Origin of the sequence: Georgenia sp. SUBG003 (genome assembly GCF_000715355.2) — a bacterium.
In the GTDB taxonomy this organism is placed as follows: domain Bacteria; phylum Actinomycetota; class Actinomycetes; order Actinomycetales; family Actinomycetaceae; genus Georgenia.
Genome location: NZ_CP180204.1, coordinates 65,403 through 78,640 on the forward strand (window position 1 = coordinate 65,403; position 13,238 = coordinate 78,640).

6 protein-coding genes are annotated in these 13,238 nt (G+C 67.2%); 3 read left to right on the plus strand and 3 right to left on the minus strand.

Features of this window, described 5'->3' with window-relative positions; translation table 11 throughout:
- Nucleotides 1–3 precede the first annotated feature (3 nt).
- Together DA06_RS00300 and DA06_RS00305 are read right to left on the minus strand one after the other, a co-directional pair.
- The gene (locus DA06_RS00300; RefSeq protein ID WP_043496462.1) at nucleotides 4–1,443 is read right to left on the minus strand and encodes a hypothetical protein; all 1,440 of its coding nucleotides are present in this window, start codon (nucleotides 1,441–1,443) and stop codon (nucleotides 4–6) included.
- 603 nt (nucleotides 1,444–2,046) lie between these two features.
- Nucleotides 2,047–4,917 carry a helicase-related protein gene (locus DA06_RS00305; protein ID WP_043496466.1) on the minus strand — a complete coding sequence of 957 codons (2,871 nt, stop codon included), beginning with the start codon at nucleotides 4,915–4,917 and terminating at the stop codon, nucleotides 2,047–2,049.
- Between the two features lie 230 nt (nucleotides 4,918–5,147).
- On the opposite strand from DA06_RS00305, the gene DA06_RS00310 reads away from it, so the two are divergent.
- The 3 genes from DA06_RS00310 to DA06_RS00320 are packed head-to-tail and all read left to right on the plus strand — an operon-like array spanning nucleotide 5,148 to nucleotide 8,422.
- Nucleotides 5,148–6,812 carry a GTPase domain-containing protein gene (locus DA06_RS00310; protein ID WP_418606675.1) on the plus strand — a complete coding sequence of 555 codons (1,665 nt, stop codon included), beginning with the start codon at nucleotides 5,148–5,150 and terminating at the stop codon, nucleotides 6,810–6,812.
- Nucleotides 6,805–8,034: a GTPase domain-containing protein gene (locus tag DA06_RS00315; RefSeq protein WP_418606676.1), complete on the plus strand. Its 1,230-nt coding sequence runs from the start codon at nucleotides 6,805–6,807 to the stop codon at nucleotides 8,032–8,034. Before DA06_RS00310 ends, DA06_RS00315 begins: the two co-directional genes overlap by 8 nt.
- A gap of 46 nt (nucleotides 8,035–8,080) precedes the next feature.
- Entirely contained in the window at nucleotides 8,081–8,422 is a 342-nt protein-coding gene (locus DA06_RS00320) for a hypothetical protein (protein ID WP_418606677.1), read from the plus strand.
- A 54-nt stretch (nucleotides 8,423–8,476) separates the two neighbouring features.
- Here the strand turns inward: DA06_RS00320 and DA06_RS00325 are convergent, their stop codons facing one another.
- Nucleotides 8,477–13,105, minus strand: a complete 4,629-nt coding sequence (locus DA06_RS00325) for a DEAD/DEAH box helicase family protein (RefSeq protein ID WP_418606678.1) — start codon at nucleotides 13,103–13,105, stop codon at nucleotides 8,477–8,479.
- Between the last annotated feature and the right edge of the window lie 133 nt (nucleotides 13,106–13,238).

The window sequence follows — 13,238 nt, forward strand, 5'->3', positions numbered from 1 at the left end:
ACGTCACGCGGTACGGCCCGGAGCCAGGACTTGTCGGAGACTTGGCTGCGTCCGTACACGGCCCGCCGGGCTCCGATGAGGGAGTTGCCACGGCGCAAGTGGAGCCCGAACCAGGGCGCGTCGAGCCCGGCGACCATGGTGTCGAGCCACAGCGAGATCTCGGCGAGCTCGACGGCGGTGGCGTTGAGGTCGACGCCGTAGACTTGGTGGAGCGCGAGGTACGCCTTGACCCTCTGGAGGGCTCGGGGGGTACTCGTCGGGGTCGATCCGCAGGTCGAGCTCGTCCTGCCGGCGTCGGAGGTACTCCTCGGCAAGCTGCCGGACGGCCTCGATGGCGAACGCACCGGAGCCGAGCGCGGGCTCGCACACGGTGAGGTCGAGGACCTCGCGCGCGGACGTCGTGCGGCCGTCCTGGTCGAGGAGCTCGGCGAGCGCCTGAGAGACAGCGAATCGGGTCAGCACCTCGGGGGTGTAGTAGGACGCGGACTGCTGGCGGGCCCGGCCGGAGAGACGGAAGACGAACGTGCCCCTCTGGTGCAGGACGGCTCTCCGCTCCCCGGTGTCCGGGTCCTCCGTCTTAACGAAGTCCTGCTGCGAGAGGTGGTCCGCCCGGTGGACGGGAACCACCCAGGAGCCCTTGGAGGCGTCGCCGTTCTTGGCGACCTCGTAGAGGTCCTCCTCGGCGAAGAAGCCGGTGTAGGACATGAGGCCCTCGTAGACGGCGCCGAGCTGGTTAATTCCGAGCTCGGCGTACGAGATGAAGCCACGGTCCTTGCCGCGGGCCTCCTTGCTGAGCAGGAGGTGTCGGAGCACCTGCTGCATGGCCTCGTCCCCGAGGCCGACCTCGTCGATGAGGGCCGTCGCCTCCGAGTCGAAAAGGTCGGCCTTGAGGTTGCGGAAGGTGAGCCCCTCGAGGGCCGCGCCTGCGTCGTCGGCGGAAGGCGCGCCGTTGTGCCCCTCGTTGACGAGCCGGAAAAGCACGGCCAGGGACTGATAAAGGTGGGTGCTCTCCTTGGCGCGCGGGGAGGTGAGCTCGACGAGCGTGAGGTCGCGAAGGCGGTCGAGGCTGTAGCCGCGTTCGTACTCGGACGCCCCATTGGGGAGGACGCCCATCTCCGGGGACGCCTCGGCGTAGAGCAGGAAGAGGATGCGGTACAGGAACCGCAGCGCCTGCTTCGCCAGTGGCTGGGCCTGGTCGGCGGGCAGAGGCTGAAGCCCTCGGAGCCTCCGGCGGCGGACCACCTCGTTGCCGATGATCTCGATGGAAAGTCGGACGCCTTCGCGGAGGTCCTGCGAGACGCCGACGGTGTGCCTGACCGACTCCTCGAGAACGTCGTGCCACCAGATCGTGCCCTCGGCGTCGGGAGCCACGGACTCGGCGCTCAGGCAGGTGAGTGCCTTGTCGACCTCGCCGCCCCGCCGGTCGTCGTTGCGCTCGCACACCAGCTGGAGGTCGATGGCGAGGTACCGCCCCTCGGCCCAGCGCTCGCGCTCCGCGACAATCGCGAAGCGGCCGGCGAGGACGAGGACGAACTCGGGTGCGTCGTCGGAGACGAAGAGGGTCGAGACGGTTCTGGCGACTGATACGAGCTTCGTCTTCTCGTCGAACCAGTACTCCGTCAGCAGGGTCGGGGGCGTCCTTGGCGAGGAGGTCGTCGACGGACTCCACGGCGGTTCCCTGGACGACGGCGAGGGGCGACTCGGCCTCGATGCCGGGCACGCTGGCGCGGAGCACGGGCGAGGTGGGGTCGGGGTTCTCCATCCGTAGGCCGACGCCGCGGTAGCCGAGGACGTCGAGGAGGCGGTCGTACACCTCGCGCAGCGTGCCGGCCGGGTTCTGCGACTCGCCCAGGGTGGCGAACTGGTCGAGGAGCCAGCGCCGGTGCTGGGTGAACCGGGTCCGGACGGAGCCGATGTCCTTGATCTCCTCCCACGCCTTGCGCCGCTCGAGCACACGGGCCTGGAAGGACTGCTTGGTGGCATCGGTGGTGAAGTAGTGCTCGCTGATCCACCCCTCGCCGACGATGAGGGCGTCGCTGGAGGCCATCAGATTTGTCCTTCGGTCATGCTCTGATCGAACTCTTTCGGGACGACGACGAGAAGCGGGCGCACGAGCGTGCGGCTCGGCAGCATGGTCTCGGCGAGTGCCCGTTCGGCGTCGACGCGGGCCTTGCGGTCGAGGAGCTGGGCGCGTTTAACGAGGTCGGCGGACTCCGCGTCCCATCGTTGGGTGCGGTCGAGCCACCGGCGCACCCGTTCCTCGGTCGCCGTGGAGGCCGCGACGGTCACGTCCGCCATCAGGGGCGTGGCGGAGTCGACGGCGGCGCCGACGTACCGCTGGAGCACTGCGGCGTCCGGCACGGCACCCGTGTTGACGGCCTGCGCCGTGAAGCCGGCGGCGGCAAGAGCCTCGGTGGCCGAGGCGTGCGCCTCGGGGAGGCAGAACCGGGGATTGTCCGGGTTGGGGAACGCTGCGGTGAGATAGCCCGTTGCGACGACCTGACCTCGCTTGTTGGTAAGCGTGCCCTGGAGGACGACGGTGAGGTCATCGCCGTCGCCGCGGACGGCGAAGACCTGGTCGCGCCCGAGGTTCGCCAGCGCACGGTCGGAGACCCAGTCCAGGACGGGGTGCAGCGGAGCAAGGAAGGACGCCTCGGGCCAGGCCGACTGTGTCTCGTCATTCAGGGCGCGCTCGAGCTCCTGCTGACCCCGCTGCCGGGTGGTCGCGAGCATGAGCTTCTGCGTGACGTGGCGGGCGGCGAGGTACGGCTGGGGCAGGATCTCGAGCCGCTGGCGGAGGTCTGCCTGGGGCACGAGCTCGGCGACGTGGTGGTTGCGGTGGTTGCGCCAGGAGACACCGTTCGGCGGCGGAGAGGCTGGCGTCTCAAGCACCTGCTCGAGCGCGTCGTCGAGAAAAGCGAGGTCGGTCTCGAAGAGGGCGTCGCCGAGCGTCTCCGGCGCCGCCTCCGCCGCCGGGGTGGTCGGCTGCTGGGTAAGGCGGGCGAACAGGGCAGCGATGGTGTCTCCGGCAACGACGTCGTCGACCTCCTTGACGACGTGGTCGAGCTCGCGCTGGCCGGCGAGGACGGCCGCGATCGCGTCCTCCTCCGCCTTGACGTCGTACTCCCCCATCAGGGAGGCGGAGTCCCCGAGGGCCTTGTGGGCCTCGTGCTCCTTCTCGATGAGTCTGGTCAGGACGCGGATGTCGCCCTTGAACCGTTCGCTCGAGGGCTGCAGGAGGAGGGTGGTGATCTGGGGGCGGTGACGTTGCCCGTACCGGTCGATGCGGCCGTTGCGCTGCTCGATCCGGATGAGGCTCCACGGGATGTCGAAGTGGATGAGTTGGTGGCACTGGGTGTGGAGGTTGACACCCTCGGAGGCGACGTCGCCGGTCACAAGGACGCGGATGGGCGAGGACGTCTGCTTGAAGGACTCGACGATCTCCTGCTGGGTCACGTCGTCGAGGCCTCCGTGGAGGACGGCGACGTTCTCGTCCTTGAGGCCGAGGTCGGTCACGAGGCGCTGCTGCAGCCACTTGAGGGTGGGCACGCGTTCGGCGAAGACGACGGCGCGCTCGGCGGACCGTGCGCCGACGCCGATCTCCCTGAGCACCTCAACGAGCTTGTCGTACTTGGCCGACCGTTCGTCGCGGGCTCGCAGGGCGAGCTGCTCGAGGCGGTCGAGCGCCTCGTCCTCCCGCCTCTGGTCCGCGCCCGGGTTGGCCGCGATGCGCCGTCGTCGTTCCTTGACGGTCTCGAGCAGGGCAGCCGGCGAGGAGAGGAACGCCTTGGCGAGCGTCCACGGGAAGAGCCGGTTGCTGCGGCCGGAGGCCGGGCTCGCCCCGCCCTCGGGGTAGAGCCAGACTCGCTCGAGCTCCTCGGCGATCTCGTCCTCGCCCGGAGCCGCGGCGACGGGGATGTTGCGCGGCGCGAGACGCTCCGCCCAGTCCGCGCCGACGGTGCTCGCGACGTCGGGCGAGTGCCGGTGGCGGCGGATGATGAGCCGCGTGACGAGCTCCTCGTCCAGGGAGCCGTCCGGCCGCACGGCGCTCGGCTCGAGCATGCGCACGAGCTCGGCGAACGACTCGGCCCGGCCGTTGTGCGGCGTGGCCGAGGCGAGGATCAGCGCGTCGGTCCGGGTGGAGAGCAGGCGAGCGAGGCGGTTGTTCTGGTTGCCGTAGTTCGTGACGTTGTGGGACTCGTCGATAACGACCGCGTCCCAGCGCTGCTTCTCGAGGTGGGCGAGGTACCGGTCCGACTTGAGGGTGTCGATGGAGACGATGACGCGCTTGTAGAAGGCGAACGGGTTGCGGTTGGCGGGCAGCTTCTGCCGGATGCGCTGGATGCCGACCGAATCGAGGCGGACGAACGGCAGCGCGAAGCGGGTCCAGAGCTCACGCTGCATCTGCTCGAGGACGTGACGCGGGGTTACGACGAGGATCCGCTCGCCGCGACCGCGGCGGACGAGCTCGGCGAGGATCATGCCGATCTCGATCGTCTTGCCCAGGCCGACGGCGTCGGCGAGCAGGATGCGCGGGCGGAGGTTCTCGGGATCGAGCGCCTGACGCACGGCGGCGACCTGGTACGGCAGCGGGTCGGCCAGCCCGCGGTGGGCGACCGTCAGGCGCGGGTCCGTGACCGGGATGGCGGTCTTGCGGAGCATCGCCTCGAGCCAGAGCCGGCTCTTGCGGTAGCCGGGCGAGTCGTCGGCGACCACGTTGGTCTTTCGCGGGTCGGACTCGACGACATGGTCCAGGGCGGTGGAGAAGGTGGCCTCGGTGTCCCTTACCAGCTCGGAGAGGCCTTGGACGTGGACGAACCAACCGTCCGTCGCTCGCTCGACCCCGGTGACGAGCCACTCCTGGTCGCGGACGACGACGACGGAGCCAGGCGCCGCCGCGAAGGTGTCCTCATGCACTGCGGCAGCTACGGCGGTATTCACGTCTGGATCGACCTCGGTTCAGCGGTGGTGACAACCGTTCGATCGTATCGGCTGCGTCCGCGGACGGAAGCGATACACCGCCTATTTGCTGCCACGATCGTCCGAACTACCAGTGGGTCGTCCTCCGCGCGCGTAATCGTCAAACTCCGACGCCAGAACGCGAGCCGTCGAGTATCGGACCGTGCCATCCTGACGCAGAGATCTCCGTGGACAGGACAGGTGCGTTGTTGGACTCATTGCCGTCAGCCATCGATCTCGCCGAGGGAGGGCGCTGCGCTCCCGAGATCTTCGACGAGATGCTCGTACTTGAACGACTCCTCGAGGAGCTCCCATCCGCGCACCGTGCTGTACGAGACTTACGCGATCAACTCGCTTTGGCCAAGCGGGCAGTCGAACGCTCAGTCATGGGAACCCCTCTCGTCGCGCTTGTCGGCAGAACCAAGGCCGGGAAGAGCACCTTCAGACATGCCCTTACCGGGACGGGGGAGGAGGAGATAGGCCGAGGCGACCAACGAACCACGAGACGGATCATCGAGTGGTGCGCGGGGCAGGTCGACTACATCGACACTCCCGGCGTCGGCGCATTCCGCGGGTCAGACGACACCGCTCTGACTAGGCTCGCGGCCTCGACCGCGGACCTGCTCGTCTGGGTGGTGTCGAACGACCCACCACAACCGCAGACGCTCGATGACGTCGCGACCATTGCGCGTGACGGCGCTCCGATGCTCGTGGTCGTCAACCACAAGCGCGCCCTGCTTCCCGAGGACCTCAGCGCAGACGCGCCGCCCCAACTGCTCACTCATCGCGACGAGCATGTGGCACATCTGACCGAGAAGCTGGCGGCTCGCGGCGTCACCCCTCGCGCCGTGCTCCACGCGCACTTCGATGCGGCGAGGCTGCGGTGGGGAGGCCAGGACGCCAGCAACGTGTGGGCCGATGCCTCGAATCTCGGTGCGGTGGCCGCAGCGCTCGAACTCGAAGCGCACCGCTGCCTCGATGATGCCGATCTCATGGATGCGAGGTCGCGCAGGGTCGCAGACCTCCTCGGAGAGACGCGACGCTCGACGCTCGAGTATCTCGACGCCCATGCCCGACTGACGGAGTTGCTTTCTGCCCGCGTTGACCGCGCTTACACTGACGCGGCTCGCTCCATCAGCGACTTCGCTCAGCAGCGGGTGAGTGAGAAGTGCGATCGGCTCGAGACGGACCTGGAAGCAGCGCTCACCGCGGCTCGAAATGTGGGGTCGCCGAAGAAGGCAGCTGAGAGCTTCTTGACCTCGTGGATCCAGAGGTTCGCAGATCTAAGGGATATTCCAGCAACTGTGCGAAAGCACGCCAGGAGGCAGTTGCCGGGCACCACCCTGCACCTGGAGTCAATGCCGCCAGCTCCGGGACTTAGTGTGGAACTCAAGGGGAATCCGTCGCTCGGCCGAGGGCTGGACATAGCGAAGTACGGCGTAGAACTCGCCATTCTTGTCGCTGCCTTCCTCCCTACCGGCGGCGGAGCCGCTCCCGCCGCCGGCATGGCGGCTGCTGGCGGTCGGGCGTTCGCCAAGAAGGCAGGCGTCAAACTGGTCAAGATCGGTGTAAGGAGCGCTGCTCGCGGAGTCGCGACGAGGAAGCTGCCCTCTCATCGGCGGGAGACAGACAAGCGGATGGAGAGCGAGGACGCCTTGCGGGATGCCATTTCGCGAGCGGTCGCCAACTACCGGGAAACGGCGAGCCATCAGCTCACCAGGGACATAGAGCGCTCGCTCGCTTCCTATCACGATGCGGCTCTCGCATCCTTTTCCAGGCATGGAGAAAATATGAGGCTGCGCTCGCACATCATCCAGCCGTCAGCGCTTGCGGTCCCGGTCGCTCATGGGTGAGTCGCAGGCGCTTCCCCTTGCGGACGTATATCAACGGGCGACCGAGATCAGGAGCGCACTGGTCGCCCTCGTAGAGAGCAACGGCGATCTGATCGCTCACGATAATGTGCCATCGCTGGACATGGGTGCCAACGAAATCCGCATAGTCTTCGTGGGCCAGCACAGTTCCGGCAAGTCGTCACTTATCAACTGCTTGACTGGTCTCAACATTCCGACCGGGGTTGCCGAGACGACCGTTGCGACGTCCAGTTATCCCTGGCACGGTCATTACATCGTCGACACCCCGGGCGCGCGCGCCGGGACCGACATGGAGCGCGACAGAGCGGCCGAGGAAGCTGTCAGAAGTGCCGACGTCGTGGTCTTCACGCTGACCGTCGAGGGATTCGACGATGTGACGGCTGACCTCTTCGACACCGTACGGGACCTCGCACCCTACGGGTCCGTGGTGATCGCCGTGAACAAGTCCGGGAGCGAACTGGCAGAGAACCGCCCGGGCGTGCTCACCAACCTTCGGCGGGTGGTGCCGGACATCGCAGACTTCCCGCTCGTGTGGACCGATGCGCACCAGTGGGCAGAGGCAGCCGCCACGAATAAGCAATGGCTGCGCGACCAGTCCAACGTCGGACGTTTGGCAGCCCTTCTGACGGATCTGGCGGTGCAGAACGAGGCGGCACTCCACATGCGTCGCCGCCTCCAGCCCCTGTTTGACTTCGCTCGCTCGTTGTTGGGCCAGACAGCCGACGACCCCGACCTGGTCGCACTGCTCTCTGAGACTGACGACGCCATAGCAGCGTTTCGAGAGCAGGCTAGCTATCTGCGTCAACATGTCGGACGCGCCTGCAAGCGCGCTGAAGGACGGATGGCCGCGGAGCTGACCCGACTCGGCCATGCCGCCGGAGCAGAAGCCCTCAACGATGCAATCGCGAAGCTGACGTCTCCAGAGGAGCTCTTCGGTCGGAGTGCTCCCCCGCTGGCTCTACCAGCGCACACCGACGGCGGTGTTTTCCTGGATGGCAGGCCCCCGAGGCGCGCTCCCGAACTCTCCCGGCGGACCGGCGGTCAGAAACCTCCAGGCGGCGCTCGACGAGGCTCGTTCGATGTTCGCCCGGGATCAGATCAAGCCAGGAACGCCCCTATATTCTGCAATGAAGTCAGTGCTCGACCGAGTCGGCGTAGAGAAGAAGCCGTGGTACGTGGTCGGAAGACTAACGAAGGTAAGTAAGGCACTGGACTCTGCCGGGAACTTCCTGCCAATCGTCGAGAAGTCGATGGTCTTCATCGATCTGGCTCTTGATGGCGTCGAGCAGCTTCGAGATGTGCAGCAGGAGCGGCGCTGGCCCGCGGAGGCTCGGCGAATCGCGTCCGAAATCTGCAGTGTGGTGGCGAAGGACTGGAACTCACGCATTGATACGACCGAGGCCGAACAGATTGCGCCGCTGGAGATGAACAGAACCGAGGTTCTGACCGACCTCAACGGCCCGCGTCACATCACCACAGCCCTCGAGTTGATCGTCAGCGAACTCACCGATCTGCTGAGTCGACTCGAAAATCTCCAACTAACGCCACAGATCGAAGGGCTTAGCGAACACACTCCAGCGCCCGTCGAGTGAGTGCAACGGCGTTGGGAAGTGGTCGCTAGTCATCCCTAATACTTCGCCCTAAATTCATCGGCTGGTCGACCACAGGTAGTCGAAGTGGCTGAAGGCGAGTTGCTCTCCGTACTCGTTGACGTTGTCCGCGACGTTGATGATGTCCACCAGCTCTGAGCCGCCGTTTTTGGGGCCACGCAATCCGCGCCCGATCATCTGCTGATACAGGTTGGGACTCCACGTCGGCCTAGTTACGTAGACGGCCCTGACCTCCGGGGCATCGAAGCCCTGGGTGAGCACGCTGTAGTTCGTCAGGACTCGTAGTTCACGCGCACGGAATCGCCGGACCACATCCCTCCGGTACGCCGCCTTGGTGGCTCCCGAGACAGCGGCGGCCGGTACACCGGCATATGCGAGCTGCGCCGCCAGCGACTCGGCGTTCTCCACCGACGTTGCGAACAGGAGCACGGTCCAGTCCTCGGGCAGATCCACGATCGACTGGACGATCCGCTGGTTCCTGGCCAGGTCCTGCCCGAGTCGCTGCTCGACCCCCTTCGGAAGAAGCCGGCGATCCTGGAGCTCGGTCAGTTCCTGATAGTTCAGGCTGAGCTCGCTTCCGTCGAGGACGCGCTGGTTCACCCGCGCAAGGATGCCCTTGTCCTGCAGGGCGCGGTACATGTCGCCGTCGAACGCCCCCTTCTCAAGACGGTTGTCGTCGTAGCGCCGCACCAGGCGGTGCGTCTCCGCCTCGTTCGTGCCACGGAAGGGCGTTGCGGTGAGCCCAAGGAGGAGGCGGCGCTCCCGCCGGGACCTACCTCGGCCGAGCCAGTCGAGGACGGCGGTGTACATGGGCGCCACTGAAGTGTGCGCCTCGTCCACGACGACCATGTCGGCGCCCGTGAGCCACTGGTAGGACGGTGACGACTGCGCGTTCATCAGCGTCTGCGGTGTCGAGACGACGACCTCGGCCGCCTCCGGGTGCTCGGCGATGGTGTTGCTTCCCCAGAACCGGCTGATGCTCAGGGTCATGTCCGGGCTGCCGAAGGCTCGCCAGATTGAGGCCCAGCTCTGGACCGCCTGCTCGCACAGCTCATCCGTCTGCGCTATCCAGATGACCGGTCCCTTGAGCTCCCCGGCGGCAAGGGCCTCCGTCAGCGCCTGAACAGCCACCCTCGTCTTGCCGGCTCCCGTGGGCAGCGCCACCAGTCCGCGCCCCTGCCCCTCGCCGCGGACCATCTTGCGGATGTTGCCCGCCACGTACTGCTGGTAGTCGTGCAGCGGGAACGGGCGCGCCGGCCCCTCGACGGAGAGTGTCGCCCCGCGTTCGCCGTCGTCAGGAAAGCCCGCCCATTCGAGCCCGAAGCCGAGGTCAGCGACGAACTGGCGCGCGCGAGCGGTGCCGTTCCACCGCTCAGGGGGATTCAGCCCCCGTTCCGCCAGGACCGCACGGAGGTGCCCGAGGAGGCCGTAGCCGTGGATCGCCATCGCGAACGTTGCGAGGTCGCGCGGGAGGACCGGCTTTCCCTGGTCATGAACGGCGGCCAGCGTGGTTGCCGGGACCTCGCGCCGAAGCGCCTCCTCCCCCACCGCCAGGACGAGACGATCCAGATCGTCGCCCGCCTCTCGGATTTCCGTCGCGAGAGTGCTGGTGCGGCGTTGCTGCTCCTGGTCCAGGATGGCGCGGAGGTCCTCGTCCGACAGCTCGATGCCCAGTTCCTCGGCAATCTGCGCGAGGGCCTCTCCGGGCTCCTCAGCCGTGAAGAAGACCTTCCCGTCAGAGTCTCGTGCGGATGTGCGCACCGAGGTGTCGCGTCCCGCCGGCGTGGTGATGGCCAGCTCGATCGACGCGCATTCCTGGATCACGATCGAGGGCCACTGCTCTGGATCGAGCCACATACGCATCGAGGGGAACCGGTCGACCAGAAGCTCGCTCTCACCGCGTGGTTCGGCCACGTACTCGAACCCGACGAGGTCGGACGCCTCCCGCATGCCCCACTCGTCGACCAGCACGTCTGCATAGTCATCGCCGTCGACCAGCAGGACGGGGATCCTTCCCTGCCTCAGGGCCGCGAAGGTGCTGCGATCCTCTGTGACGGCCACGTCGGCCGGCGTGCACCGTTGGCGCCTGTTCCCGACGTGTGCCAACACGGTCGGAGGAGCCGAGACGAACTGGCTCGCCCACGCGTAAGCCGCGGAGAGGGCGGCGTCGTCGAGGCGCTCCTCGGCTGCCTGGACGATGCTGGCCCAGTCCTCTGCGTCGATGTCCTCGAGCGCAGTGACCATACCCAGGTACTGGGCGTTGCCGTGGACCGTGTCGAGAGGCACCGGGAGGAACGAAGCAAGACGCGGGTCGCCGTCGGAAGGCTCGGGTGCAAGGCACTTGGTCAGAGGCCACGGCCCGAGCACGGTCCGGAGTCTGCCGTGACGCTGGAGCCACCAGTAGTCCGGAGGGACGAGGGACTTGCGGCCATAGTTCTTGTTCGTCTGGTGGGCGACCGTCCACTCGATCGGACTCGCAGACCGTAGGGCAGTCGCGGTCAGCCTCGCGCGTCCCTCAGGGCTCAGCTCGGGCAAGAACTCCAAAGGGTAGAGCGGCGGGGTAGGGCCGTTGACGACCACCTTCTCCGGTTGCGGACGGGGGCCCTTGAGCGAGTTGATGAAGCCGGTGCGGGCGTGGTGCTCGTACGCCCGGAACCAGGCCTCGACGGGCGCATTGCTCCGTGGCTTCGGCCTGTCCGACAGGCCTAACGCCTCCAGGCACTCGAAGTCCTGGCGGTGGAAGCGTTCGTCGACGACGAAGTCGCGGTCCTGCGTCTGGTCGCCGGGGAAAACTGCCCCTCTCCTCAGGACCGAGCCAAGCGGCTTCCACGCCCCGGACTCGACGCGGACCTGGACGGTCTCCTCCGGGAGACCCGGCAGCGCGTCCCGCAGGGCCTGGACGGCCACCTTGGCATCGAGCGACCGGGTGTGCTGCCAGATCCGCTCCCAGTCCTCGGAGGCGGCGAGCTCGCGACGCAGGAGACCTACGGGGTCGAGGGGTCCGACGCCGAGGCGGCGCAGCGTCTCGACGGCCTCCGGGTCGGCTGCGACCTCCGGGTGGACGAAGACACCGTCCTCGCCCAGGGTGGTCCGGAGGAAGACGTGACCGGGACGGGGAGGGACGACCTGTCCGTTCTCCAGGAGCGCGACGACGGCCTGGCGCGCCTCCTCCGCCTGTTCAGGTGTTCCCTCTAGGAGGATGGCGCCGACCAGACCGAGTGCGTGCACGCTCCCGGCCGCCGTACCGTCCGCAGCGAGCGCCTCGATCCATGCCCGAAGGCCCGGCTCTCGACTTCCTTCGGTCAGGAGGCGCTCGGCCCGGGAGCGCCTCGTCGTGGACGCGTCCACCTCGTGACTCACCCACGTGCCGGACACCGGCGGCCGGCGCACCCACCGCTCCTTCCATTCTGTGGGCAGCTCCGGCGGGTGCAGGGACACCTCGGCGGGCGGCCGGAGGACGCCGTCGACGTCGGGGAGCGAGGGCACCTGCCGGAGGCGCGCGTAGACCGGCTCGTTGAGGACCGTGTCGGACCAACCCTGGATCTCGCGGCCACGGGCAGGAAGCAGGTCGAGATACGCCGCACCGACCTGCTCGTGAAGGGTCGGAAGTGCGTCCGCCACGAGCTCGGGAAGGACCTGGGTGAGGATCTCCTCGTTGAACGGCCCCTTGAGCAGAGACACACGATCGTCGGTCAGTTTCCACTGAGAGTTGATCAGACCCGAGAGGGTCGTGTGCTCGTCGACGGGAAAGTAGGACCAGAAGTCGCCCAGGCCGATCCTGCCCTCCAGGGGGACGGCCCAGCTCAGCTCGATGGACTCCCTCGCTCGGACCGAGCCTGCATCCGTCAGTGCGCGGGGGCTCGGACGGTGCTCGCGCGAGAAGACCCGCCATCTGGTCTTGGACCGTCCTTCCTGCAGCACCCGTTCGTCGTCGGACGCCATGACGACGGTGGCTTCACGCACGGAACGGTCCGGGGCGACGAGCCTCAGCCGGCGAACATGGTCGGCAAAGAGCAGCAGCTGGGTGGGGAAAGACGTCAGGTCTTCAAGAAGGTGGTTCTGCCCTCGCTCCAGCGGGATGCGGACCACTGTCGTTGCCCACTGCATGAGGTCGGCAAGGATCGCGTCGCGCGCGGCCCACTCCGAGGGCGACAGCGCCCAAGCCACGCGGAGGGCCGGGATCATCGGTGCAGCTGGCACCTTGGAGCGGATCACCGCCTCGGAGCGTGCCTTGTCGAAACCGAACGACCCCGATCTACTGAAGATCTGAGGCGAGCTCGAGATGGCCGTGACCGACTTGAACCCAAGACCGAAGCGGCCGATCTGGTCATCCGCCTTGCGGGACAAGTGGGAGTACAGCAACGCGACGACCCCAGCCTCGCTGAATGGCTCTCCCTCGTTGGCCACGTAGAGGACATCGTCGGTCAGGCGGACCTCGATGGTCCCGGGTGCGCGCCGCATCGCGTCGGCGGCGTTCTGGACGAGCTCGTGGATCTGCTTGCGCCCGTACCCGCCCTCCGCCGAGGCAATCTCCTTGCGAGCGTCCTCCTCGATGCGCGTGGGGTCCTCGACGTAGGCGGCGAGACACTGATCAGCCCTGGCGGCGACCAACGGAGCGAGCCCCTCTTCAACCTCGGCCCACCGCATGTCAACGATCGATTCCACGCCTACCTCCGCCATGTCCCGTCGGACCTTCTTATCACCGTTGACCGACGCCGTTATCGATTCGGAACATCATCTGCCGAAACGCGCAGCCAGATGTCAGTGGTCCGACTTACGATCGAAGGACCAGCGCAAC